General features: G+C 41.3%; 22 protein-coding genes, 2 tRNA genes and 3 rRNA genes. 7 read left to right on the top strand and 20 right to left on the bottom strand.

Going from position 1 to position 24,312, the window contains the following annotated elements:
* Positions 1-132 precede the first annotated feature (132 nt).
* The 3 genes from asnC to recG are packed head-to-tail and all read left to right on the top strand — an operon-like array spanning position 133 to position 3,460.
* Entirely contained in the window at positions 133-591 is a 459-nt protein-coding gene (gene asnC, locus MTP24_RS01485; protein WP_006794737.1) for a transcriptional regulator AsnC, read from the top strand.
* A 40-nt stretch (positions 592-631) separates the two neighbouring features.
* Positions 632-1,318: a tRNA (guanosine(18)-2'-O)-methyltransferase TrmH gene (trmH, locus tag MTP24_RS01480; protein ID WP_243532442.1), complete on the top strand. Its 687-nt coding sequence runs from the start codon at positions 632-634 to the stop codon at positions 1,316-1,318.
* A gap of 60 nt (positions 1,319-1,378) precedes the next feature.
* Positions 1,379-3,460, top strand: a complete 2,082-nt coding sequence (gene recG, locus MTP24_RS01475; protein WP_243532440.1) for an ATP-dependent DNA helicase RecG — start codon at positions 1,379-1,381, stop codon at positions 3,458-3,460.
* A gap of 420 nt (positions 3,461-3,880) precedes the next feature.
* Here the strand turns inward: recG and rrf are convergent.
* From rrf to MTP24_RS01450, 5 genes are all read right to left on the bottom strand, one after another.
* Positions 3,881-3,995, bottom strand: a 5S ribosomal RNA gene (rrf, locus tag MTP24_RS01470).
* A gap of 145 nt (positions 3,996-4,140) precedes the next feature.
* A 23S ribosomal RNA gene (locus tag MTP24_RS01465) occupies positions 4,141-7,027 on the bottom strand.
* Positions 7,028-7,333: 306 nt separating this feature from the next.
* Positions 7,334-7,409, bottom strand: a tRNA-Ala gene (locus tag MTP24_RS01460).
* A gap of 44 nt (positions 7,410-7,453) precedes the next feature.
* Positions 7,454-7,530, bottom strand: a tRNA-Ile gene (locus MTP24_RS01455).
* Positions 7,531-7,605: 75 nt separating this feature from the next.
* Positions 7,606-9,141 (bottom strand): 16S ribosomal RNA (locus MTP24_RS01450).
* Together the 16S, 23S and 5S rRNA genes with 2 tRNA genes alongside form the textbook arrangement of a ribosomal RNA operon.
* Positions 9,142-9,763: 622 nt before the next feature.
* Here MTP24_RS01450 and MTP24_RS01445 point away from each other — a divergent pair.
* Positions 9,764-10,243, top strand: coding sequence for an RNA-binding protein (locus tag MTP24_RS01445; RefSeq protein WP_010558141.1), 480 nt, complete (start codon positions 9,764-9,766; stop codon positions 10,241-10,243).
* Here the strand turns inward: MTP24_RS01445 and murI are convergent.
* Positions 10,206-11,006, bottom strand: a complete 801-nt coding sequence (murI, locus tag MTP24_RS01440; protein WP_243532438.1) for a glutamate racemase — start codon at positions 11,004-11,006, stop codon at positions 10,206-10,208. The two genes, MTP24_RS01445 and murI, sit on opposite strands and share 38 nt — an antisense overlap.
* 77 nt (positions 11,007-11,083) lie before the next feature.
* Positions 11,084-12,211: a DUF5610 domain-containing protein gene (locus MTP24_RS01435; RefSeq protein WP_243532436.1), complete on the bottom strand. Its 1,128-nt coding sequence runs from the start codon at positions 12,209-12,211 to the stop codon at positions 11,084-11,086.
* Positions 12,212-12,373: 162 nt separating this feature from the next.
* Here MTP24_RS01435 and trmA point away from each other — a divergent pair, with 162 nt between their 5' ends.
* Positions 12,374-13,471: a tRNA (uridine(54)-C5)-methyltransferase TrmA gene (trmA, locus tag MTP24_RS01430; RefSeq protein ID WP_243532432.1), complete on the top strand. Its 1,098-nt coding sequence runs from the start codon at positions 12,374-12,376 to the stop codon at positions 13,469-13,471.
* Between the two features lie 10 nt (positions 13,472-13,481).
* On the opposite strand, the gene MTP24_RS01425 is transcribed toward trmA, so the two are convergent.
* From MTP24_RS01425 to ccoG, 5 genes are all read right to left on the bottom strand, one after another.
* Entirely contained in the window at positions 13,482-13,934 is a 453-nt protein-coding gene (locus MTP24_RS01425) for a DUF523 domain-containing protein (protein ID WP_243532430.1), read from the bottom strand.
* 59 nt (positions 13,935-13,993) lie between these two features.
* The gene (locus tag MTP24_RS01420) at positions 13,994-14,632 is read right to left on the bottom strand and encodes a thiol:disulfide interchange protein DsbA/DsbL (RefSeq protein ID WP_006794648.1); all 639 of its coding nucleotides are present in this window, start codon (positions 14,630-14,632) and stop codon (positions 13,994-13,996) included.
* Between the two features lie 16 nt (positions 14,633-14,648).
* Complete coding sequence (locus MTP24_RS01415) at positions 14,649-15,272, bottom strand: thiol:disulfide interchange protein DsbA/DsbL (RefSeq protein ID WP_058430365.1); 624 nt, start codon at positions 15,270-15,272, stop codon at positions 14,649-14,651.
* Positions 15,273-15,306: 34 nt separating this feature from the next.
* Positions 15,307-16,281 carry a serine/threonine protein kinase gene (locus tag MTP24_RS01410; RefSeq protein ID WP_006794646.1) on the bottom strand — a complete coding sequence of 325 codons (975 nt, stop codon included), beginning with the start codon at positions 16,279-16,281 and terminating at the stop codon, positions 15,307-15,309.
* 75 nt (positions 16,282-16,356) lie between these two features.
* Positions 16,357-17,787, bottom strand: coding sequence for a cytochrome c oxidase accessory protein CcoG (ccoG, locus tag MTP24_RS01405; protein ID WP_243532428.1), 1,431 nt, complete (start codon positions 17,785-17,787; stop codon positions 16,357-16,359).
* Between the two features lie 288 nt (positions 17,788-18,075).
* Here ccoG and MTP24_RS01400 point away from each other — a divergent pair, with 288 nt between their 5' ends.
* Positions 18,076-18,435 carry a hypothetical protein gene (locus MTP24_RS01400; protein ID WP_008129647.1) on the top strand — a complete coding sequence of 120 codons (360 nt, stop codon included), beginning with the start codon at positions 18,076-18,078 and terminating at the stop codon, positions 18,433-18,435.
* Entirely contained in the window at positions 18,435-18,641 is a 207-nt protein-coding gene (locus MTP24_RS01395; protein WP_006794643.1) for a hypothetical protein, read from the top strand. Before MTP24_RS01400 ends, MTP24_RS01395 begins: the two co-directional genes overlap by 1 nt.
* Positions 18,642-18,680: 39 nt before the next feature.
* Here MTP24_RS01395 and MTP24_RS01390 read toward each other — a convergent pair whose 3' ends face one another.
* The 8 genes from MTP24_RS01390 to MTP24_RS01355 are packed head-to-tail and all read right to left on the bottom strand — an operon-like array spanning position 18,681 to position 24,280.
* Positions 18,681-19,268, bottom strand: a complete 588-nt coding sequence (locus MTP24_RS01390; RefSeq protein ID WP_243532426.1) for a UPF0149 family protein — start codon at positions 19,266-19,268, stop codon at positions 18,681-18,683.
* 22 nt (positions 19,269-19,290) lie between these two features.
* Positions 19,291-20,049, bottom strand: a complete 759-nt coding sequence (locus MTP24_RS01385) for a type II secretion system protein N (RefSeq protein ID WP_243532424.1) — start codon at positions 20,047-20,049, stop codon at positions 19,291-19,293.
* Between the two features lie 3 nt (positions 20,050-20,052).
* On the bottom strand, positions 20,053-20,526 hold the full coding sequence (locus MTP24_RS01380) for a type II secretion system protein M (RefSeq protein WP_010558132.1): 474 nt from the start codon (positions 20,524-20,526) through the stop codon (positions 20,053-20,055).
* On the bottom strand, positions 20,523-21,731 hold the full coding sequence (gene gspL / locus MTP24_RS01375; protein ID WP_243532421.1) for a type II secretion system protein GspL: 1,209 nt from the start codon (positions 21,729-21,731) through the stop codon (positions 20,523-20,525). The genes MTP24_RS01380 and gspL overlap by 4 nt, the downstream gene beginning before the upstream one ends.
* Positions 21,728-22,714, bottom strand: coding sequence for a type II secretion system minor pseudopilin GspK (gspK, locus tag MTP24_RS01370; RefSeq protein ID WP_006794638.1), 987 nt, complete (start codon positions 22,712-22,714; stop codon positions 21,728-21,730). Before gspK ends, gspL begins: the two co-directional genes overlap by 4 nt.
* On the bottom strand, positions 22,707-23,321 hold the full coding sequence (gene gspJ, locus MTP24_RS01365; RefSeq protein WP_006794637.1) for a type II secretion system minor pseudopilin GspJ: 615 nt from the start codon (positions 23,319-23,321) through the stop codon (positions 22,707-22,709). Before gspJ ends, gspK begins: the two co-directional genes overlap by 8 nt.
* Positions 23,322-23,696, bottom strand: a complete 375-nt coding sequence (gene gspI / locus MTP24_RS01360) for a type II secretion system minor pseudopilin GspI (protein ID WP_006794636.1) — start codon at positions 23,694-23,696, stop codon at positions 23,322-23,324.
* Positions 23,696-24,280 (bottom strand): prepilin-type N-terminal cleavage/methylation domain-containing protein, encoded by a 585-nt coding sequence (locus MTP24_RS01355; protein ID WP_243532420.1) that lies wholly within the window; start codon positions 24,278-24,280, stop codon positions 23,696-23,698. Before MTP24_RS01355 ends, gspI begins: the two co-directional genes overlap by 1 nt.
* Between the last annotated feature and the right edge of the window lie 32 nt (positions 24,281-24,312).

Genomic DNA, 24,312 nt, shown 5'->3' with positions numbered 1-24,312 from the left:
TGCTAATGAAGTTACTGTAACGATTTAAACTTTTAATTCAATAACCCATAATAAAAATAGCTTTAATGTATTAATTCGACTAATTTACAGGGTATAAAAATGTGAATTCACTAATTTAAATAAGAAAAAATAATGGAAAATTATCAAATCGATAATCTCGATAAACAGATACTTCACGCTTTAATGGAAAACGCCCGTACAGCTTATGCAGAATTAGCTAAACGTTTTAACGTAAGTGCCGGTACTATTCATGTGCGTGTAGAAAAATTAAAACAAGCAGGAATTATCACAGGTACCCAATTAAGTATAAATACAAAGCGACTTGGCTATGACGTTTGCTGTTTTATTGGTATTAATTTAAATAATGCACGCGACTATCCTGAAACACTCATTAAACTCGAAGCGCTTGAAGAAGTTGTTGAAGCCTATTACACCACCGGTAATTACAGCATTTTTATTAAAGTAATGGCTAAATCAATCGACCACTTACAGGATGTATTAATAAATAAAATTCAAGCGATAGAAGCTATTCAGTCCACCGAGACACTTATTTCATTACAAAACCCAATTAGCCGCACAGTGATGCCTTAGTACATAAAATTTCGTATAATTAACAAAAAAGAGGATCACCATGCAGCAAAATCGCTATCAACGAATTAAAGACGTCTTATCGCGTCGCCAAACCGACTTAACCGTGTGCCTAGAAGACGTGCACAAACACCATAACCTATCGGCTATTGTAAGAAGTGCCGATGCAGTGGGTTGCCACCATGTACATGCTGTATGGCCTGAAAACCAAAAATGGCTAACTAATAACACCTCTGGCGGGAGTAAAAATTGGCTAGAAACCCACCTTCATAAAAATATTGATGATGCTGCAACCATGATGCGACAGCACAACCCAAATGTACAAATATTAGCCACGCACCTGAGCGAAGATGCCGTTGATTTTAGAGAAATAGATTACACAAAACCCACAGCAATTATTGTTGGGCAAGAAAAAACCGGGATCTCAGCACAAGCCCTTAAGCATGCCGATCAAAACATAATTATCCCTATGCAAGGCATGGTGCAATCTCTTAATGTTTCTGTGGCTGCAGCACTCATTTTATTTGAAGCACAACATCAACGCGAAAAGGCAGGGCTATATAGCCGTAATATGTTGAGCGAAGATATAAAACACCCTATGTATTTTGAAGGCTACCACCCCGTTATAGCTAAACAATGCCGTATAAAAAAACTACCTTACCCGCCACTCGATGAAGAAGGTGAAATAATTGCTGACGATGAATTTTGGCACGCCTTAAAACATGCTTGATGCTTAGTGAGCCTGTGAGTACACTTAACTCATTCACAAATAAAAAGATTTGAGCCTACATTGTCTAAACCTAGCTTAAACCAATACCCCATTACGGAACTTAAAGGGGTCGGACCTAAAATGGCCGAACGCCTTTTAAAGCTAGGTATTAAAAGCGTGCAAGACATGCTCTTTCACTTACCGCTTAGGTACGAAGATAGAACCCGTATTTATTCCATAAACGAACTGTCATTACACAGCCACGTGAGCATTGAAGCCACAATAGAAACAAGCCAGATCACATTTGGCAAAAGACGTATGCTCGTTGTGCAAGTAAATGATAATACAGGGAGGCTCACACTTAGGTTTTTTAATTTCAGTGCAACACAAAAAAATGCATTAAGCCCTGGAAAAATAATACGTTGCTTCGGCGAAGTTCGCCGCGGGCGTGTTGGCTTTGAAATGAGCCATCCAGAATACAGTTTAAGTGATACACCAAGTGAGCAACCAACAGCTTCAACATTAACGCCAGTATACCCAACAACAGATGGTTTAAAGCAATTATCTATTAGGGCCCTAAGTGAACAAGCTGTAGAGCTGCTTAATAAATACTCTGTTGAAGAACTGTTACCCGTGCAATGGCAACCTTCTCAACTTGCACTAGCTGATGCCTTATTGTTGCTTCATCGCCCACCTAGTGATATCGACGTTAATGAACTAGAGCAATGCACACACCCTGCTCAGCAGCGTTTAGTATTTGAAGAATTACTTGCACAAAACCTAAGCTTATTAAAAGTAAGAGAGCAAGGACAGCAAGTAAAAGCGGTGTCTCTAAGTTCTACAAATAAATTAGAGCCTCAATTTTTATCACAATTGCCTTTTGCGCCAACCAATGCACAAAATCGTGTTGTGTCAGAAATTAAAGTTGATCTCGCATCTCCTTATCCTATGATGCGCCTAGTTCAAGGCGATGTAGGCTCAGGCAAAACCTTAGTTGCGGCATTAAGCGCATTAACAGCAATAGCTCAAGGGTTTCAAGTAGCTTTGATGGCACCTACTGAAATACTTGCAGAGCAGCATGGTATAAGTTTCACCTCATGGTTTAAACAATTAGGCATAGACGTAGCATGGCTTGGTGGAAAAACAAAAGGTAAAGAACGTACAGCAACTCTAGAAAAGATTACCTCTGGTGAAGCACAAATGATTGTAGGTACACATGCTTTATTTCAAGATGAAGTAAAATTTAACAACCTAGTACTTATAATTATTGATGAACAACATCGGTTCGGTGTTCACCAGCGTTTAACACTAAGAGAAAAGGGACAATTTAATGGCTGTTATCCACATCAACTAGTGATGACCGCAACCCCCATTCCACGCACTTTAGCAATGACAGCTTATGCCGACTTAGAAGTCTCAATTATTAATGAGTTACCACCTGGGCGAACACCTATTACTACAGTAGCACTTCCAGACACGCGTCGTGACGATATAATTACTCGCGTTAAATCAGCTTGTAATGAACAAGAACGTCAAGTTTATTGGGTATGCACACTCATTGATGAGTCTGAAGCACTGCAATGTCAAGCAGCTGAAGATAGTGCTGTGCAATTGAAAGAAGCCTTGCCAGATTTAAGTATTGGCTTAGTACACGGACGAATGAAGCCAGCAGAAAAGCAGTCCATCATGGACGACTTTAAAAAAGGCCTTATACATGTATTAGTGGCTACAACAGTAATTGAAGTAGGTGTTGACGTACCTAATGCAAGCTTAATCATTATAGAAAACCCAGAGCGCTTAGGTTTAGCACAATTACACCAGTTACGCGGGCGTGTGGGAAGGGGTAATATTGCCTCCCATTGTGTCCTTTTATACCATGCACCACTTTCGCATACCGCTCAAAAACGCTTAGGTGTACTTAGAGACAGTAACGATGGCTTTGTGATAGCTGAGCGGGATTTAGAAATACGCGGCCCAGGTGAAGTCCTAGGAACTAAGCAAACAGGCTTAGCAGAATTTAAAATTGCTGATTTAACCCGAGATAAACAAACCCTAAACCAAGTAAGACCTATTGCACAACAGATGTTAAGTCAATACCCTCAATATGTAGATCCACTCATTCAACGCTGGTTGGGCAATAAAACAAACTACGCACAAGCATAACCCAATTATACTTATTTCAGCATCACTCTAGATTATTAAATTTCTGGGATCTTGAGCTAATTAAATATAGATTTAGCGTCGGGAGTCGCTACGCTCGCCCGACCTGCGTGTTAGGTAGTGGGTGCGTGTGCATTACTTTTGTATATCTTACTTTTCTATAGACGTAAAAAAGCCGCTTCATTTCTGAAGCAACTTTCTCGTATTTGAAGTCGGTGCGCTACGCAGTAGAATGTCATGGTGCCCACAGCGGTAAAAAGTCACAGTGAAATGGGATGCTACGTTGTGCCTGTCGCCTTTTGCGGGGCTTGCCTTCGCCCTGTTTTGTGTCGCTACTGAGTTCGGCATGGGGTCTTGGCTTTTACTAAACCCCAGACAGCAAAAAACCCGTCACATCGCTGTAACGGGTTTCTCTTATTTGAAGCCTGGTAATGTCCTACTTTCACATAGCAAATGCTACACTATCATCGGCGCTGTTTCGTTTCACTACTGAGTTCGGCATGGAGTCAGGTGGGTCCAAAACGCTATTGTCACCAAGCAAATTTGGGCGTTAATCCGTATTTCTACGCACTAACTGAATTTGGAAAATATCTGATAATATTTTTTAAGTCTTTCTGTCAGTAATATCTACTTTAGTTATTAACTTCTGTCTTAACTGTCACACAAAACGCGTTTGGCGTTGTATGGTTAAGCCTCACGGGTAATTAGTACAAGTTAGCTTAATGGCTCACACCACTTCCACATCTTGCCTATCAACGTTGTAGTCTTCAACGGCCCTTCAGAGACTTTAAAAGTCTAGTGAGAACTCATCTCGAGGCCTGCTTCGCGCTTAGATGCTTTCAGCGCTTATCAGTTCCGAACGTAGCTACCGGGCAATGCCATTGGCATGACAACCCGAACACCAGCGGTTCGTTCACTCCGGTCCTCTCGTACTAGGAGCAACCCCTCTCAATTCTCAAACGCCCACGGCAGATAGGGACCGAACTGTCTCACGACGTTCTAAACCCAGCTCGCGTACCACTTTAAATGGCGAACAGCCATACCCTTGGGACCGACTTCAGCCCCAGGATGTGATGAGCCGACATCGAGGTGCCAAACACCGCCGTCGATATGAACTCTTGGGCGGTATCAGCCTGTTATCCCCGGAGTACCTTTTATCCGTTGAGCGATGGCCCTTCCATTCAGAACCACCGGATCACTATGACCTACTTTCGTACCTGCTCGACGTGTCTGTCTCGCAGTTAAGCTGGCTTCTACCATTACACTAACCGTACGATGTCCGACCGTACTTAGCCAACCTTCGTGCTCCTCCGTTACTCTTTGGGAGGAGACCGCCCCAGTCAAACTACCCACCAGGCACTGTCCGTAACCCCGATTCAGGGGCCAACGTTAGAACATCAAAACTACAAGGGTGGTATTTCAAGGACGACTCCAACAAGACTAGCGTCTCATCTTCAAAGTCTCCCACCTATCCTACACATGTAGGTTCAATGTTCAGTGCCAAGCTGTAGTAAAGGTTCACGGGGTCTTTCCGTCTAGCCGCGGGTACACAGCATCTTCACTGCGATTTCAATTTCACTGAGTCTCGGGTGGAGACAGCGTGGCCATGGTTACACCATTCGTGCAGGTCGGAACTTACCCGACAAGGAATTTCGCTACCTTAGGACCGTTATAGTTACGGCCGCCGTTTACCGGGGCTTCGATCAAGAGCTTCTCCGAAGATAACCCCATCAATTAACCTTCCGGCACCGGGCAGGTGTCACACCGTATACGTCATCTTGCGATTTTGCACAGTGCTGTGTTTTTAATAAACAGTCCCAGCCACCTGGTCACTGCGGCTCCCGTCCGCTTAGAGAGCAAGTCTCATCACAGATAGGAGCGTACCTTCTCCCGAAGTTACGGTACGATTTTGCCTAGTTCCTTCACCCGAGTTCTCTCAAGCGCCTTAGTATTCTCTACCTGACCACCTGTGTCGGTTTGGGGTACGATTCGGTATAATCTGAAGCTTAGAGGCTTTTCCTGGAAGTATGGCATCAGCAACTTCATCACCGTAGTGACTCGTCTCGTGTCTCAGGTTTAATGTTCGTCCGGATTTACCTAAACAAACGCCCTACTCACTTTCACATGGACAACCATCGCCATGCTTGCTTAGCCTTCTCCGTCCCCCCATCGCAATTATACCAAGTACGGAAATATTAATCCGTTTCCCATCGACTACGCCTTTCGGCCTCGCCTTAGGGGTCGACTTACCCTACCCTGATTAACATGGGATAGGAACCCTTGGTCTTCCGGCGTGCGGGTTTTTCACCCGCATTATCGTTACTCATGTCAGCATTCGCACTTCTGATACGTCCAGCATACCTCCCGGTACACCTTCAACCGCTTACAGAACGCTCCCCTACCACTCATACAAAGTATGAATCCGCAGCTTCGGTGCATAGTTTAGCCCCGTTACATCTTCCGCGCAGACCGACTCGACCAGTGAGCTATTACGCTTTCTTTAAAGGATGGCTGCTTCTAAGCCAACCTCCTGGCTGTCTGGGCCTTTCCACATCGTTTCCCACTTAACTATGACTTTGGGACCTTAGCTGGCGGTCTGGGTTGTTTCCCTCTTCACGACGGACGTTAGCACCCGCCGTGTGTCTCCCGGATATTACTTTACGGTATTCGGAGTTTGCAAAGGGTTGGTAAGTCGGGATGACCCCCTAGCCTTAACAGTGCTCTACCCCCGTAAGTATTCGTCCGAGGCTCTACCTAAATAGATTTCGGGGAGAACCAGCTATCTCCCGGTTTGATTAGCCTTTCACTCCTAGCCACAAGTCATCCCCTAACTTTTCAACGTTAGTGGGTTCGGTCCTCCAGTTGATGTTACTCAACCTTCAACCTGCTCATGGCTAGATCACCGGGTTTCGGGTCTATACCTTGCAACTATTCGCCCAGTTAAGACTCGGTTTCCCTACGGCTACCCTATACGGTTAACCTCGCTACAAAATATAAGTCGCTGACCCATTATACAAAAGGTACGCAGTCACCTAACAAGTAGGCTCCTACTGCTTGTACGTACACGGTTTCAGGTTCTATTTCACTCCCCTCACAGGGGTTCTTTTCGCCTTTCCCTCACGGTACTGGTTCACTATCGGTCAGTTGGGAGTATTTAGCCTTAGATGATGGTCCACCTATATTCAGTCAAAGTTTCACGTGCTCCGACCTACTCGATTTCACTTAAAATGTCTTTTCATGTACGGGACTATCACCCTGTATCGTGGCACTTTCCAGAGCCTTCCATTAACACATAATAAGCTTAAGGGCTGTTCCGATTTCGCTCGCCGCTACTTTCGGAATCTCGGTTGATTTCTTTTCCTACGGGTACTTAGATGTTTCAGTTCTCCGCGTTCGCCTCGTTAACCTATGTATTCAGTTAACGATACCTGCAAGCAGGTGGGTTTCCCCATTCGGAAATCCTAGTCTCAAGTGCTTTTTACTAGCTTGACTAGGCTTATCGCAAGTTAATACGTCCTTCATCGCCTCCAACTGCCAAGGCATCCACCGTGTACGCTTAGTCACTTAACCATACAACCCAAACGGGTCTTTGTTTTGTGACAGTTTAACTTCGCCAGAAGTTAATATTGAATACTAAAGTAGATACCAATCAATCGACTCAAAGAGTGATTAAATGGCACTGAATGATACTGCTATCATTCTTTTTTACTTTTGAAAACTCTGTACAAATAACATTGTTATTCATACGAATTTTATTATCAGCTTTTCCAAATTTTTAAAGAGCAAGAGATACAAAAACCTCTCAAAATTAAACACACTCTATTCTCAGGCGATTTAGCTGCCCGATAAAGAATATTTATTTTTAAGAAGTAAAAGTGGTGGAGCTAAGCAGGATCGAACTGCTGACCTCCTGCGTGCAAGGCAGGCGCTCTCCCAGCTGAGCTATAGCCCCACATATGCTGGTCTTATTGTTTAGTTACCGACTTCGCGAAGAAGTGGTGGGTCTGAGTAGATTTGAACTACCGACCTCACCCTTATCAGGGGTGCGCTCTAACCAGCTGAGCTACAGACCCAAACAATAAGTGTTGTTCTCTTTACAATAACAATCATCTGTGTGGACACTACGAACAAATAAGTTCTAAATCGTATAAGGAGGTGATCCAGCCCCAGGTTCCCCTAGGGCTACCTTGTTACGACTTCACCCCAGTCATGAATCACTCCGTGGTAAACGTCCTCCCGAGGGTTAGACTATCTACTTCTGGAGCAACCCACTCCCATGGTGTGACGGGCGGTGTGTACAAGGCCCGGGAACGTATTCACCGCGTCATTCTGATACGCGATTACTAGCGATTCCGACTTCATGGAGTCGAGTTGCAGACTCCAATCCGGACTACGACGCACTTTAAGTGATTCGCTTACCTTCGCAGGTTCGCAGCACTCTGTATGCGCCATTGTAGCACGTGTGTAGCCCTACACGTAAGGGCCATGATGACTTGACGTCGTCCCCACCTTCCTCCGGTTTATCACCGGCAGTCTCCTTAGAGTTCTCAGCATTACCTGCTAGCAACTAAGGATAGGGGTTGCGCTCGTTGCGGGACTTAACCCAACATCTCACAACACGAGCTGACGACAGCCATGCAGCACCTGTATCAGAGTTCCCGAAGGCACCAATCTATCTCTAGAAAGTTCTCTGTATGTCAAGTGTAGGTAAGGTTCTTCGCGTTGCATCGAATTAAACCACATGCTCCACCGCTTGTGCGGGCCCCCGTCAATTCATTTGAGTTTTAACCTTGCGGCCGTACTCCCCAGGCGGTCTACTTAATGCGTTAGCTTTGAAAAACAGAACCGAGGTTCCGAGCTTCTAGTAGACATCGTTTACGGCGTGGACTACCGGGGTATCTAATCCCGTTTGCTCCCCACGCTTTCGTACATGAGCGTCAGTGTTGACCCAGGTGGCTGCCTTCGCCATCGGTATTCCTTCAGATCTCTACGCATTTCACCGCTACACCTGAAATTCTACCACCCTCTATCACACTCTAGTTTGCCAGTTCGAAATGCAGTTCCCAGGTTGAGCCCGGGGCTTTCACATCTCGCTTAACAAACCGCCTGCGTACGCTTTACGCCCAGTAATTCCGATTAACGCTCGCACCCTCCGTATTACCGCGGCTGCTGGCACGGAGTTAGCCGGTGCTTCTTCTGTCAGTAACGTCACAGATATGAGGTATTAACTCACACCCTTTCCTCCTGACTGAAAGTGCTTTACAACCCGAAGGCCTTCTTCACACACGCGGCATGGCTGCATCAGGCTTTCGCCCATTGTGCAATATTCCCCACTGCTGCCTCCCGTAGGAGTCTGGACCGTGTCTCAGTTCCAGTGTGGCTGATCATCCTCTCAAACCAGCTAGGGATCGTTGCCTTGGTGAGCCATTACCTCACCAACTAGCTAATCCCACTTGGGCCAATCTAAAGGCGAGAGCCGAAGCCCCCTTTGGTCCGTAGACATTATGCGGTATTAGCAGTCGTTTCCAACTGTTGTCCCCCACCTCAAGGCATGTTCCCAAGCATTACTCACCCGTCCGCCGCTCGTCAGCAAAGTAGCAAGCTACTTTCTGTTACCGCTCGACTTGCATGTGTTAGGCCTGCCGCCAGCGTTCAATCTGAGCCATGATCAAACTCTTCAATTAAAAAGTTTTGTGTCTTTCGACAGCTCAATGAATTCTGAATTTATTTAATATCTTTCGATATTGAATTGACTGTGCTGAATAACTACCTAAGTAATTATTCTGTTGGTCACTCAGTTTCAATTGAGACTCTAATTTGTTTGCCTCACTTAGCGAACTAAGCTTGGCTGTTAGAACTCAATCTGTACGAGTGCCCACACAGATGATTGCTTTATATTGTTAAAGAACGTTGCGACGCTGTCGCTAGGGATGCGTATAATACACCCTTTATTTTTCGAGTCAACACTTTGTTTTAAACTTTCTTACGACAATTTAAAACCAAAGTTTTACTTAACTCTCTGAGCCGCTAACACTTTGCTATGCTTCAGCGTTTCCCGTCTCAGTGGGGTCGCATTATAGGGAGATCCGAAAACAGATCAACCCTTTTTTTAGATCTTTTTACTGTTCGAACAAAATTAGAACAAAACCACAAAAAACCATGTTAAAACACGCTTAAATTGATGTTTTTTTACACTGTTTTTTATAATTTCATATAAATATCATTGCTAAGTTCGTTTAAGACGTTAAGATAGCAAGTTCACAATGTTAAATTAATGTTTATTTCCTGTTTATTGGTAGATCTAAAATGAAATTACCCGATCAAAAATCTTTTATCTTTTCTGTTGTTATTGCTGTAGTTGGTTTTGTTATTGTTAAGTTCGCCCTTGGAAGCTTAGAACTTGACCCTGCAATTGTATTTGCTGTTGGCTTATTAATAGGTGGGCTAGTTATTGCTGCTATGTCTTCTGACGTTTTAGAAGAGGCTGAAGTAAAAACTAAAACACTTTACGTTGGTAACCTTCCTTACCGTGCAAACGAAGGTGTTGTTCGTGCTTTGTTTGAAGAGCAAGGTAAAGTATTCAACGTTCGTCTATTAAAGGATAAAAATACAGGCAAACGTCGTGGCTTTGGTTTTGTTGAAATGGCGCAAGCTGATGCAGACAATGCTATTGCTAACTTGAACGATAGTGAGTTCCAACAACGTACTTTAAAAGTTCGTGAAGCAAAACAAAAACAAGAAGATGATTCTAATACGCTTCGAGCTCAGGCGGATCAATCAGTTTAACTAGCTTAACCGCAAGTTTATCGCTGATCACATTAGCCGTTGCATAGTATTGCAATGGCTTTTTTATGCCAGGTATATTTTGTGCTAATAAACCTGACTCAGTTAATAGATAAATAACCCTATTTGCTATTGCTGCACCAGAATCCACCAGCTGAATGCTATTTTTAAAGTGCTCACTAATCTGCTTTGTAAGTATCGGAAAGTGAGTACACCCCAATACAAGCACATCTGTTTGCTTTTCAATACTCAAGCCTTCAAGTACAGCATGTAATTTATTTGTATCTAAATAGCCATTAAAGAAAAGTAATTCAGCAACGTTTACCAACTCAACACTGCTATATAAGTTAACAGTTACATTACTAGCGTGCTGCGCTATTAACTTATTTGTATATGAGCTCGCTATTGTTGCAGGTGTTGCCAGTAAAGCAATGTGATTTGAACGTGTTAATTCTGCGGCGGGCTTGATTGCTGGTACAACACCAACTATGGGTATATCTGTAATTTTGCGTACAGCACTTAATGCCGATGTGGATGCCGTGTTGCATGCTATTACAATTAAATCGACGTTTAGCTTATTTAACTTAATGAAATGAATGAGCGAACACAAACGATTAATAATTGTTTGTTGTGTTTGAGCTCCATAAGGTAAGAAAGCATTATCCATAAAATAGCTATATTGAGCATTCGGGATACGTTGCTTTATATGATCAAGTACTGTTGTGCCACCAATCCCTGAATCAAAAACCATTATATGCGCTGACAAACGACCGTTCCTATTATTAGATTAGAACGGCAGTTTGCCATGTGATTTTTGCAAAAGAAAGTAGTTTAATGTTGAGGTTAAACTTCCTCTGCTGTTTGCTTTGTCGCGCTATTTAACTTATTAAGGTTTTCAAACATAGCTTTTGTGTAATCAACCAGTTTATCGATCTCACTTTGATCTTCATTAAGCCACTGCATAATGCCTGATAACTGATTTTGAATACCTAGCTCGGTTGCTTTAGAAAATGCCTCTCGGAGGTCATCATTAAAAGGCGCTACTTTATCTGCAATTACTTTTTCTGGAGCCGGTTTATTTTCTTCGTAACCCTTTATTGCAGCAACTGTTTTGGTTTGGCGTAAATCCATTGAAAATGCGACAAGTTGTTCATTGCCTAAACTAAGCTCTTGCGCTTCTTCGAATGCCTGCTCTAAATCGCCGCTAAAAAAGGTCTTACTTACGTTTTGTAGGTTTTCCATTAACTCATTAATTGCTTCTTGCTCTTTATCATTAAGGTCGCCGTTAACTGACATTGAAAATGAAAGCTCTCTCGATTGTGATGATTCACTTACGAATGCCTCCCCTCCCTTACCACGCTGATAGCTACTAGCAGACTGAGATTTAAACGCATCGGCAAAACTTATCGTTACTTCATCACCTTCTGCGGTTGTGAAACTGTACTGAGCATTATTACTTAAACTTGCGTATTGTGCTTGAGTTACCCCCACACTAGCGGGCATTGGGTTGAACAAGTTATCTTCAAACTTATTAAGGCCATCAAAAATACCTTCTTTTGATTTGTTGATTCCCTCTTGGGTTTCATCGTTCAGAACGCCGGATTCTTTTAACTCATCAACAGCGTCATCAATACCTATTTGCACCCCCTTACGGGCATCACTTAGCATACCTTTTAATTTATCGTCATCGGCACCATCAGCTTTTGCTTTATTAACGGCGCCGGTGACAAAGTCGAGTACATTTTTAACTATTGCTTCAAAATCAAAAAGGGGCTTATCTGCTTTTTTTTCTTGGACTGGCAAACCAAGCTGCTCTGCCATTTTATCACCTAAAACTTTAGCAGCTAATTCTTTACCTCGTTGCTGATAGCTGTCTTGCGGAGACGCGATGGTAGGTTGTTGTACGTCAGCTTTGTTGTTGAATTTGTTTATGTTCTGGCTTGGTATAAAGCCATAATTGCCTATTTTCATGAATCGTCTCCTGAGCATGCGTAGTTTGTTATCGGCCAGGGCATAAAAAACTAAAGTAAACCGTGCAAAAAAACATCATTTATTCTTGCCAAAACTAGACAAATGCGAACCGCTCCCTACAATAGCGCCGATAAACAGATCTTAGATAAGGTAGTAACGCGAATGGCAGTTATTAAAATAGATACCACACAGTACCAAGCGCAGTTAAGTGAAAAAGAACAGCGTATAACTTCACAGTTTCAACGTTTTGGTGTGGAGCAGCTAGAAGTATTTAGCTCGGAGCCAATTAACTACCGCCAACGTGCCGAATTTAGAGTATGGCATGATGGAGACGATCTGTTTCATATAATGTTTGATCAGCAAACTAAAGAAAAAATACGCGTTGATACGTTTGACCCTGCGGCACCGCTTGTTAGTGAAATCATGCAGGTGATGATTGAAAACCTTAAACCATGCGAGGTTTTACGCCGGAAGCTATTTCAAATAGATTACCTGTCTACACTCAGTGGTGAAATTTTAGTGAGCTTGCTTTATCACAAGCCGCTTGATGATGAATGGCTACGTGAAATTAAGTCACTAAAGGCAAAACTGAGTGAAAAATATAAAATAGATTTTATTGGCCGAGCACGTAAGCAGAAAGAAGTGCTAGGTGATGACTTTGTAACAGAGCAATTAACTGTAAATGGCCAAGAACTAATTTACCAACAAGTAGAAAATAGCTTTACGCAACCTAATGCAAAAGTAAATATAAGTATGCTTGAGTGGGCACAAGATTTATGTAAACCACTTAAAAATGATTTACTAGAGCTTTACTGCGGTAATGGTAACTTTTCTATTGCGCTAGCGGGATCTTTTAATAAAGTACTCGCAACTGAAATATCTAAATCGTCTGTTCACTCTGCTCAATATAATATTGCCAAAAACAATGTAGACAACCTAGATATTATTCGTATGTCGAGCGAAGAGTTTACTCAAGCAATGAATGGCGAACGTACTTTTTCTCGTTTAGACGGTATTGACCTTAAAAGCTATGACTGCCAAACCATATTAGTCGACCCGCCACGCGCTGGTATGGATGAGTTAACCTGTGATTTAGTGGCTAATTACGAAAACATAATTTATATATCGTGTAATCCTGACACACTGGAACGCGATTTAGATCATTTAACGCGTTCGCATAACGTTAAGCGCTTTGCGATATTTGATCAGTTCCCTTATACACATCACATAGAGTCGGGTGTTTTCTTACAGCGTAAATAACCAACCCAAATTAAAGTGCCAGTGCTTTTATAAGTGCTGGTATTTGCTCTTCACTAAATACTTGAACTCCATTCTTTATTAATAATGCTGCAGTTAAACCTAGACCTTCGATTTTTATTCCGCGATGCTTTCCATCATATATTGTATTTCGTCCGCAAGAAGGGCTCGATTCTTTAAGTAAAGCAAAATGAACTTTATATTTTTTACAAAGTTCTAGCGCTATATTAGCCCCAGTTTGAAATTGCTCTGTTACATCTTCGCCTGAATTAGTAATTACTTTCCCCTGTATTATTTCAGCAGGAGCTCTAGGAGTAGATAGCCCACCAGCCACTTCAGGACAAAAGGATATTATTTTCTTATTACTTTGCCATACCCGTAATTGTGGATGCTGTAATGTTTGTCCTTTCCCATCATAACGAACAGGCTGCCCTAGCAAGCAACTCGATACTAATATTTTTTTCATTGCTACATCCTTATAAAGCAAAAAAGCTCCCTAAGGAGCTTTTTTGATTTTAGCTAAACTTACTTGTTAGCTAAGTAATTAATTAATTTACTGATATCTTCAGGAGCTGTAACACCCGATTCACGGCCTAAGTTTAATTTATACTTACCGTTTACGATAAATGTGGGTACACCACGAAGAGCACCTTTTTCTTTAAAGTATTCTTGATCACGTTTCATCTTAGAACTTAATGTACGAACCGAAAAGCTTTTAAATAACTTATCAAACTTATCGCCATCAACACCTTGCGCAACAAACACATCTTTCACGTCAGCTAATTCGTTAAATTTAGCGCGCTTAGTGTGAATATGATTAAAAATAGCTGCGATAAGTTTCTCTTTCTGAGGAAGTACTTCAGCAGTTGCAAGTGCTTGGCTCATCATTTGTTGGTTTTCTGGATTACGAACACCCACAAAGTCAACGTGACTCTTTTTAAACTTAACATTTTTATCTAGTTTAGGCTTAAATTCGCTGATCAGTGACTCGTAGTTATTACACGCCGGGCAGTAAAAAGAGAAAAACTCTTTTACTTCTGGCTTTTTAGTGGCACGTTCAGCAATAACATCGTAATGGACGCCTTCTTGGTAGTCCGCCGCAAAGCTTGTTGCTGCCATCGGTAATACTAATGCAAGTAACCCTGCTTTAAGTAGTTTAATCATTCTTATGCTCCAAAATTTATAATGCTAATAAAAACGCAATTAACTCATCAAGTTCTTGTTGGTTTTTTATGGTGTTAATATTGATTTTGTATTTATCGTTAACAATAAAAGTAGGTACACCAGTTAACGCACCTAACTTTGAATATTTGTTTTGCTTATCTTGCATTGCTTGCTCTTCGGCAATAATTGGCATGCTTGCAATCGCTTGGTCAAATGTGTCGCTGTCTATTCCATTTACTTCCAATAGCTTTTTAAGGTCTTTAACTTCTGTTAAAGGCGCACCTTGAATATGGATACTTCTAAAAATTTGGTCAGCTATATTTTGTGCTTGCCCTTGTTGTTTTGCGATTAAGTAAGCAAAGCTTAAATTACTTTGTGCCTGTGGAGATACACCACGTAAAAAGTTGACGTGACTTTTAACAAAATCAGTGCCTTCAGGCAGTTTTTTTTCAATTGCTTTAGCCACTGGTTCAAATTTAAAACAGTGCGGACAATAAAATGAAAAGAACTCTGTTACCTGTGGTGTTGTGCTTTTTTCAGTTTTAATAATCGTGTATTGGTTATTTGCCTCAAACTGTGCAGCAAAGGCTGCAAATGGTAAACATAAAAGAAGTAGGCTCAGTTTTAGTTTTTTAAGCATTAGTGTCTCGTTGTACTCGTCATTAAATAATAATTTACGGCAATAACTTTAACGGCGGTTCTTGCAGTGCAGCAAGTTGTTCTTTAAGCGCTAAAATTTGTTGCTCCCAGTATTTGTCATCAGCAAACCATGAAAAGTTCCGCACAAAAGCTGGATCGCTCCACCTTTTTGCCACCCATCCCATGTAGTGAATAATACGCATTGCTCGCAGCGGTTCAATTAATTTGAGTTGCGCGTGGTCAAAATCACAAAATTCTTCATACGCTCCCACCAAAGTGTCTAACTGTAACAGTTGCGTTGGTCTGTCGCCACTGAGCATCATCCATAGATCTTGAATAGCAGGCCCTTGACGACTATCGTCTAAATCCACGAACATTAGCGCATCGCCAGCCCATAATATATTGCCTGCGTGGCAATCGCCATGTAAGCGAATACTATTTGTATCTTGATACTGCTTTTGTGTCTGCTCAATTACCAAATCTAAAATAGTATAAAAAGCAGTGCTTAATCCCATTGGCACCAAGTTACTTTTTTGAAGATGAACTTTAGCTGTATGCAAATATTCTTCACAGCTTATTGTTGGTCTGTAAGTAAAGGGTTTGGTTTTAGCTACTTGGTGCATTCGACCAATTAAACGTCCCATAACATCAAGCTGATCTAAATTATCTACTTCAAATAATCGCCCACCCACACTTGGGAATACCACAAACATATAACCCTGGTGTTCAAACAAGCTTTGTCCATTATGTAAAACAGGGGCTACAACGGGTACTTCTGCGTCAGCAAGCTCAAAAGCAAAATCGTGCTCCTCTTGAATTTGTGCTTTACTCCAACGCTCGGGACGATAAAACTTTACTACGTAACGCAGACCGTCTTCGGCTTTAAATTGATAAACTCTATTTTCATAACTGTTAAGCGCTAGTAACCCAGACTCGGGATAAATACCTATGGTTTCTATCGCATCAAGTATTAAATCTGGGGTTAAATCTATAAAGCTAAATTTGCTCATGCTCTTCTTATATAAATGAAAAGCGGGTTAAACCCGCTTTTGTTATTGCTATATTTACCGAATTAGAAAGTACGGCTATCGCGCTCTAAAAAAGTTGCTCGATTGCGAAATTGTTTCATCCGGTTCATTAACTGGCGACAATACAAAATTAAACTCTGTTATAGGCGCTTTTAAGTCATAAGGGTCCATAACGAGTGATAATGGCACATTATGCGATTGACCTGCTTGAACAGTAAATACTTGTTTACCTATGTATTTAAAGTTTTCTAGCCCTGCCACTTTAATGTTAAAGGTTTGCTCATATTGCGCCTTATTGATGACCTTTAAGGTATATGTGTTTTCAACCAAGCCATTAAAGTCGACACGATATAGCTGATTTCGATCACGAATAATATCAAAGTCCATTGGTTTACGCAGTGCAATATTTGCAACAAGCGCGCCTGTTAGCAACACTAGTATGACCGTATACCCAATAATTTTGGCTCGTAGAGGATTGGTTTTATTTTCTGGCGTCTCAAGATTACGTTCTGTGGTATACGAAATTAACCCTCGCGGGTACTCCATTTTATCCATTACGCCGTCACACGCATCAATACACGCACCACAATTTATACACTCAGCCTGCAAACCGTTTCTTATATCAATGCCTGTTGGGCAGACTTGTACACATAGGTTACAGTCAATACAGTCACCTATTTCTAAATCTGCGTGGGCAACCTTACGTGAGCGAGGGCCCCGGCTTTCACCTCGGCTTTCATCATAGGTTACTGTGTAGGTATCCTTATCAAACATTGCTGACTGAAAACGTGAGTAGGGACAGATATGCAAACACATAATTTCACGCATCCAGCCTGCGTTACCATATGTACACACAGCAAATACTAAAATGCTCACTAGTGCATAACCGCCAACATTAAAGGTTATAAAATCGGGGAGTAGCTCTCTTATCGGTGTGAAGTAACCAACAAACGAAATAGAAGTATACAAAGAAAACAACACCCAGCTGGAATGCTTAGCCGCTTTTCGCCAGAACTTGTCAAAGTCCATAGGCCGTTGATCGAGCTTTTTACGTTGATTTGCTGTGCCTTCAAGTTTTTCTTCAAACCAGATAAAAATGAAGGTCCATACCGTTTGAGGACAAGTATATCCGCACCAGACTCGTCCATAAAATGTAGTTACCAAAAACAGCGCAAAAGCCGCCAGCATGAATATAAACGCCAGTATGGTGAAGTCTTGAGGCCATAAAGTTAGACCAAAAATATTGTATTTTTGTGCTATTAAATCAAATAGCACGGCTTGCTGGCCGTTAAAGTTTATCCATGGCAAAACCATAAATGCGAGCATGCCTAAAAAACCAATGCGCTGTCTTAGTAATTGGTGAAGACCTTTTACGGCTCTCACATAAATGCGGTTACGGGGGTTAAATCTATCATCTTGACGGCTTAAATCCGGCTTTTGAATTTTTACCTCAACAGGAATGTTTTTTACTTTAATCTGTTTGTCCATCGAAGTTCCTCAACACCGCTTGGAAAATAAAAGCTGAGCACTAATCAAATGCTCTATACTCATAGTGTAGCAAGTAACTTGCTAAGTAAGACTAGTTTAATAAATCAAAATTAAATACTTTCAGATATTTCAGAAATATCTAACTTTTGTTAGTTATTATACCAATATTGGCTAAAATTACTGGTATAGATTGCGACTAATTTATTCATCTCAGTTACTTGCTTTTAAAAGGCAGTTTATTACACTGCTTGATGATTCAACCCTATTTAGATCAAGGTTTACGTATCCATGAAGAAGTTTATTATTTTGATAATTGTGATCCTTGCGTTTTTTACCATTGATCATCCACTTGTAAAAGAACCACGCGAAAAGCTATTAGGCGAAGGTATTGGCTTTTTAAGTGATGCAAGTAAAGTAAATAGAAGCCCTGCTGCTAATTTAGCAAAAAACAGAATTAGTCATGAGCTAACACTTTCAAGCTCAGAAAAAGAATACGTAGAAAAAACATTCACCACTGATGACGCAGTTCAGCTATTTAATTTGCGCTACTGTCGTGAACGCGACTTAAACCTTTACTTCTACGCTGAACGCTTAAATAAAGTGTGTAAAATAGTGTCTGAATCACTCGAGCAAAAACGGGCTAAATAATGGACTTTTCTAATTTAAACAAAAAAACCAGTGATTCGTTTCACAAGCAACGTAATATGCTTAAACAGTTAGCACAAGGTAAAACGCTAAAATGCGAAAAATGTAATACGGTACTCACACTCGATTTAGCCACCAGCGAAGTGGGAAAAGGCGTGGTGAAGTGCAAGCAAGGCTGCACAGATATTATTTTAGATCTTGGCGCTTGATATTAATTAAAGCGCCATTATTAAAAAGTTTGACGCTAACTACTCGTCCCAGCCATCATCGTTATACAAACCACTATTGAGCGCCACTATTTCTACTAGCTCTGCAAAACCAAGTGCAAAATCCCCCATAAGGTCATATTGTTGCTCACACAACTGCGATGTATTCATTGAATTTTGTGATGCTATTTGAGAGATAAGCTGTGTATCTAATGCAAAAAAGCTGAGGGTTGCTTGTGCGGTTTCTAAGGCCTCTTTGTACTGTGCATCTAACTTCGTTGCTGCTAATAGCTTTTGCGTGTAAGCATTACTTGCTGTTAAAAAGCCTTGGCTCCACTGCGAGCAAAATGCACTGTCGTACTGTGGTGGCAGTTTATACCCTACTTCAAACACCTGTTCACTTATTTGATGGTAAAACGCCATAAATAAAAATAGCGTTTCTTCATCTAATTCGTTTGCTGAATTATTGAGTATCACATCAACCCACTCGTGCACATCAAGAGGGTCGGGTGAACATATAACACCAAATAAATAACCTTGGCTTTGTTCAAAGGTCATGGCTTGAGGTTGGGTATTTAGAAATGTGCTGAGCTGCTTAGCATGCAGCTCAGTGAATTGCGGTAGTTGCATTAAAACTCTTTATATCAAAACATTAAAAATTGAGCGGGTAACGGCCTTGGCTATCTGGTCGGCCTAAAAACTTAACCGCATCGTGAACATCTTTTGGTAAGCTAGCATCTGGTTTTACATACCCTGCCACGCTAAAGTCAAAGTTAGCTTTAAGAGTGGCATCGGCTTCAAGCCCAAGGGTGTTATCAGGGTCGATTAATATTGCCACATCACCCGACTTACAGCTTAACTTGCCAGCCAGAGGTCCTATATTAAACCAACCATTTAAGCCTTGCACGTCGATATTTGGGCTCGCTATTTCACCCTTTAATGACTTACAGTAAGGAGCACCTGAGGTGTATTCATCTAGCTCAAGTATTACACGCCCCTTTGCTGTAACAGGTAATGGTAACTGAACTCGTTGCATAGCTCGCTCTACCGTTGAGCGAACTAAACCATCTGTTACTTTTAAAGTATGATTAAACAATCCATAGCTGACGGTTGCATATCCCGATATATCGGTGCGTTCGCGAGCATTTCCAAACTTTATATTAGTATTTAAATTGCCAGTAAATAATGCCCAACCGGCGATATCCCAGCGCACATTGTTTAACTGCTCGCCATCAAAACGAACTTGCATTAATTGGCCTTGCCATACAGTGCCTACCGCCTGCCCTACTTCTAACTGCTTAGGAAAATGAGGTTTTGCTAAATCAAGCGCGATAGCAGCGGGTAATTTAATAATACAAAACACAATAAAACTAATTAAAAAAACAGCCGATAATATAATTATTCTTTTCATTTATTAATTCTCTAATACCAAACGGCTTACTCTTACATAACCCGATTTATCGTCGCGACTTAAATCTAAGTTTTCGATTTTTAAACCATGCTGATTCACTAATTCATCGAGCCATTCTACTAGTTTATTAAACTCTACTGAGTCGAGCGTTAAACGCAGCGAACCATCACTAGGCTGCATTTTACTAATATTGATTTGATAGCGACTGCGGGTAGAGTTAACCACTTGGCTTAGATTTTGACTACTCGCAACACGCGTATTACCCGCTGCTTTTAGCTTTACTATGCTTTCGTCAACCCACACGAGCAAAGCCTGTTGCTTAATTTTCGATTGTTCCGCTTTTGTTATGGCGTTATTTAACGGCCTGAATATCCCCATCACAAGAATAAAAATAACAAATATACCACCAGCAACCATAATAAGTTGCTGCTCTTGTTCTTTTAAAGAACGCCAGTATTTTATCGCTTGTGCTTTCATGCAGCACCTCGCAATTTAATCTCACCTACCACAAAATCACCATCGTTATTTAAAGACCCTTGCTCTACCGTTAAGCCTTGCTTTTCAAGTATGGTTTTTACTTTACCAAAGGTTTGAAAGTCTTTAGCACGCGCGCGAATACGTAACTCGTTTCTTCGCTTGTCGTAACGTAACGTTTCTGGTGTGAACTCATTCACTTGTGAAAATACATCAACCAAATTAGTCGTCAGCTCTAAAAAACCGGATTCATCAGAGCCTTCTATTCTATCTAATGCGCCTTTAATCTGATTTTTTATCAAATTAGGGTGCACTTTAGATCCGGGGAATGCTGTCTGGTATCGCTCAACTACTTGGTTTTTTACTATATCGACCTGAGAATTAAGCTGTTGCAACTCAATTGCCTTTATAACTAAAGTAGAGCCCAATGCGACGGCTGTAAAAATTGCCGCGCCTTTCCAGTAACCCCACCAGAGCGCGCTCTTCTTTTTAAGCTGGTAAACACCTTGGCGAAGGTTGAATTTAACGTTATTTAATTGCTTAGCAAATAAAGCTAACGGGAGATCGTACTGACTTGTTTGCGCTTGTAAATTCGTCCCCTCTGGGAAGTCTTCCGCTGGGCTAAAGTGTTTAACCTCAGGGTTACCTAACGCAGTCAAGTAACCTGACAACCAGCTTAATTCAACCGCACTAATATGCCATGCCCCTTGCTTAAACAGCCACTGCTGATTGAGCTCTATAGCACTAGCCTCTCCCTCACCTACAGAGGGTAACAACAGTGCATCAGGTAATATTTTATAAACAGGCAGCTCATGTTCCACAAACAACGCGAGCCATTGCTCAAACCATTCGCGGTCAGTCATAGCAACCTGAATAGCATGCTGCTCACCAACCATGGTTGCTTCGCCTATAGCTATATACAAATCGTCTACATCGCAGGCTATATCTTCTTCAAGCATGTAAGGGAGTGCTTGCTCTAATTTGCGATTCCACTTTGTGGGTAGTGTTACCGTTTTTAATTGCACTTGATCGCTTGGCAATAAAACAACCACCTCCCTGTTGGCTGCTTTTTCACATAATTCATTCAAATTGCCTGCGCTTGATAGCTCACCACTGGCTATTATTTCTTGTTCTTGTGGTGAATATACAAGCCAATTTAATCGTTCTTGTTGGGTTTGACCCGTACGGATCAACAATATTTCTGTCACTGTACGCCTCCAAATTTTCGCGCCAGTATCGTTACTTCGCCGTCTTTGGCGTGCAGTAAGGTGGTCATCGAAAAACGCAGATCTACAAAGTTTGCCTGCGTTTGTAATTTAAAATATTCGCTTTTAATACTAAATAAGTCTTTCACTGATTCAGTGTTTGTACCGCCTTGTTGCTGTACCTGTTCAAAAAATTCTTCTAAAGAATCAAAACCTGTTTGTGGCCTTGCAGCAATAACAGCCTCTGCAGCCGACAAACTTAAATTATCCATCAGCGCGCTTAGTAGTAAAGCCTGTTCTGGTGCTATTGTATTAATGTTAATTAAAAGCTGAGTGCTCCCCGGAATAACACACACATAAGGCAGTACTTTTTCCATTACTAGCGGGTTAAAGCCTTTTACCAAGCGAAGTTCCGATGGAGATGCAAATAAACTATTAGCAGTCATATACGGAAATTTACGAGATAAGTACTCTCCCTCTTCAGCACCTGAGCGATAGGTTATGCTATTTTCATCCAGCCAGTCGAACACGCTATCAGCCATTGCTTCTTCCGATTCATCCGCTGGTAAATCTTCTATATTTTCAAGTAAGGCAAACAGTGCTTTGTGTGCAGGGTTTGTTTTGTCAGCACTATTTGTATCGGGTTCAATCGCTATGGCGTTTAAATTTAAACATGATTGCAAGTCAGTAATTGAACCACTTAATGTGCCGTTATCAACTGGGTATGCTGCGTTACCTTGTGTTGCCCATACTTGATCAAGCGTTGTTTTATCTGGGTCATCTTTCTTGCTTTGAATGAGTCCTTTAATAGCCAACTCTTCAGCACCGTAAGCATACCATTTTGCTTGTTGGTGACCTTGTAAATTAGTACTTTTTTGCACTTGCACCATTAAATTAGCACTCATTTCTACGGCTAAAATAGCAGCTAATGCAACAATAAATAACACAATAACCAGCGCTGCTCCGCGCGAAGACTGCCTACCCATTACTTCTACTTCCTTGCCCAGGAACTAAAAATACACGACGAATAGGTTCGGCCTCTATTTGTTGTAAAGTAACCGCAACCGCTTTAGGCAATGCTTTTACTTCCCATTGTTCTTGCCACTTATTGTCACTGTCTAAAAATTCAAACTTAAGCTCTTCGACGTTTTCTAATACCTGCTGTACACGTGGCTCCATATTATCAAGCTGATCAACGTACACGCGATACACACGCTCAAGATTATCATCTATGACCCTATATCCAACAGCCTGCAGCTCTGACCTAGGTAATAAATTTATTGGGTTTATCCAACCGTCTCTTACAAATGCAATGCCGTCATATTGGCTTTCAAGCACATAACGCCCTGCTAATAAATAATATTCTTGTACGTCACCAGACTCGTTTCTAACTGCACGTTTAGTCATTTGGCTAAAGTCTTGGTCCATAAGCCTAAACGTTGTTTGTAAACCATTAAGTTCCGCTATTTTTTCGTCCGATGCGTCTTTTGCTTTAGTTGTGCTGTCTAGTATTTGGTGCGTAGAAATAACAACAAAAGCTAAAATCCCCAAAGCAACCATTACTTCAAGCAATGTAAATCCGCGCTGCTTCACTTACTTTTTACCTTTATTTAAATACGTTGAAAGCTCATAGACTGACTGTTCGTACTTTTCATCGATAAATACATTTATGGTTAATTTAACAAAGCTTTTATCTGCAGTGGGCACAACCTCTTGCTGCCAAAACCATTCAACACCACCCATAACCTCACTACCACGTAAGTTATTTTTACCTTGCCATTGCTCGCCTTTTACCCGTTGTTCAATAATGACATTTTCAGCAACCCAGGAGGCATATGTTTGTTCTTCAATTGTTGTTAAGTGATGAATATGCTCGCCTGTGGCTTGCATTGCTGCAATACCCGCCATTGCACAAATACTCAAAGCAACAAGTACTTCTAACAAGGTAAAGCCTTTACTTAATGTCATTACTCTGGCTCTCTTCTTAAATTTACTGGTGCTGTAAATTCACCCTCAATAAAGTAAACAGGGTCACTTTGATCTTTTAGCTCAAGAATTAACTGAAATGCGCTTACTTCGCCCGACGATAAAATAAGTACTTGAGGTATTTTAAGCTTTTTAAGTTCGAGTAAGCTATCGTCTTCACCACCACTCATAAGCTCTCGCCAATTAGACTGTTCAAGTAGATTATCTTGAGCCCATGCAAGGTCTTCTAAGTTGAGGGTAAGCTTTAGTCGTGGCTCCAACTCTATGGGTTTAAATAACTCCTCCCTATCAAAGGTTACCCATTTTTCCCCATCAAATACCAAGTATTCTAGGGTATTTTTTTCAACGAGTAAGCCAAGCTCTACCTGATTTAAAATTGCAAATTCTGACGCCATATTAATGGTGGTATGCAACCTAAGCGCTTGAGCATCTAACTCATCTTCGGCGCCGCCGTCTAAGCTGTATACCACCATTTTTGTTGCAAAAGCGATAACCACTAATACAACTAAAATCTCGATTAAGCTAAAACCCTTTTTCTTGTGCATTAATTGAAGACCTACGTTCATAATAAGTCTTCAACAAATACATTTAGTTTAAG

Origin of the sequence: Pseudoalteromonas sp. APM04 (assembly GCF_022809815.1) — a bacterium.
GTDB lineage: Bacteria > Pseudomonadota > Gammaproteobacteria > Enterobacterales > Alteromonadaceae > Pseudoalteromonas > Pseudoalteromonas marina.
Note: the sequence above shows the minus strand (reverse complement) of the source record. Positions and strands in the feature narration are given on the sequence as shown.

What these genes read in the sequence shown, in the direction of transcription:
- asnC (WP_006794737.1), top strand. Translation starts at nt 133, where the DNA reads ATGGAAAATTATCAAATCGATAATCTCGATAAACAGATACTTCACGCT.
- trmH (WP_243532442.1), top strand. Translation starts at nt 632, where the DNA reads ATGCAGCAAAATCGCTATCAACGAATTAAAGACGTCTTATCGCGTCGC.
- MTP24_RS01445 (WP_010558141.1), top strand. Translation starts at nt 9,764, where the DNA reads ATGAAATTACCCGATCAAAAATCTTTTATCTTTTCTGTTGTTATTGCT.
- MTP24_RS01435 (WP_243532436.1), bottom strand. Translation starts at nt 12,211, where the DNA reads ATGAAAATAGGCAATTATGGCTTTATACCAAGCCAGAACATAAACAAA.
- trmA (WP_243532432.1), top strand. Translation starts at nt 12,374, where the DNA reads ATGGCAGTTATTAAAATAGATACCACACAGTACCAAGCGCAGTTAAGT.
- MTP24_RS01425 (WP_243532430.1), bottom strand. Translation starts at nt 13,934, where the DNA reads ATGAAAAAAATATTAGTATCGAGTTGCTTGCTAGGGCAGCCTGTTCGT.
- MTP24_RS01420 (WP_006794648.1), bottom strand. Translation starts at nt 14,632, where the DNA reads ATGATTAAACTACTTAAAGCAGGGTTACTTGCATTAGTATTACCGATG.
- MTP24_RS01415 (WP_058430365.1), bottom strand. Translation starts at nt 15,272, where the DNA reads ATGCTTAAAAAACTAAAACTGAGCCTACTTCTTTTATGTTTACCATTT.
- MTP24_RS01410 (WP_006794646.1), bottom strand. Translation starts at nt 16,281, where the DNA reads ATGAGCAAATTTAGCTTTATAGATTTAACCCCAGATTTAATACTTGAT.
- ccoG (WP_243532428.1), bottom strand. Translation starts at nt 17,787, where the DNA reads ATGGACAAACAGATTAAAGTAAAAAACATTCCTGTTGAGGTAAAAATT.
- MTP24_RS01400 (WP_008129647.1), top strand. Translation starts at nt 18,076, where the DNA reads ATGAAGAAGTTTATTATTTTGATAATTGTGATCCTTGCGTTTTTTACC.
- MTP24_RS01395 (WP_006794643.1), top strand. Translation starts at nt 18,435, where the DNA reads ATGGACTTTTCTAATTTAAACAAAAAAACCAGTGATTCGTTTCACAAG.
- MTP24_RS01390 (WP_243532426.1), bottom strand. Translation starts at nt 19,268, where the DNA reads ATGCAACTACCGCAATTCACTGAGCTGCATGCTAAGCAGCTCAGCACA.
- MTP24_RS01385 (WP_243532424.1), bottom strand. Translation starts at nt 20,049, where the DNA reads ATGAAAAGAATAATTATATTATCGGCTGTTTTTTTAATTAGTTTTATT.
- MTP24_RS01380 (WP_010558132.1), bottom strand. Translation starts at nt 20,526, where the DNA reads ATGAAAGCACAAGCGATAAAATACTGGCGTTCTTTAAAAGAACAAGAG.
- gspK (WP_006794638.1), bottom strand. Translation starts at nt 22,714, where the DNA reads ATGGGTAGGCAGTCTTCGCGCGGAGCAGCGCTGGTTATTGTGTTATTT.
- gspI (WP_006794636.1), bottom strand. Translation starts at nt 23,696, where the DNA reads ATGACATTAAGTAAAGGCTTTACCTTGTTAGAAGTACTTGTTGCTTTG.
- MTP24_RS01355 (WP_243532420.1), bottom strand. Translation starts at nt 24,280, where the DNA reads ATGAACGTAGGTCTTCAATTAATGCACAAGAAAAAGGGTTTTAGCTTA.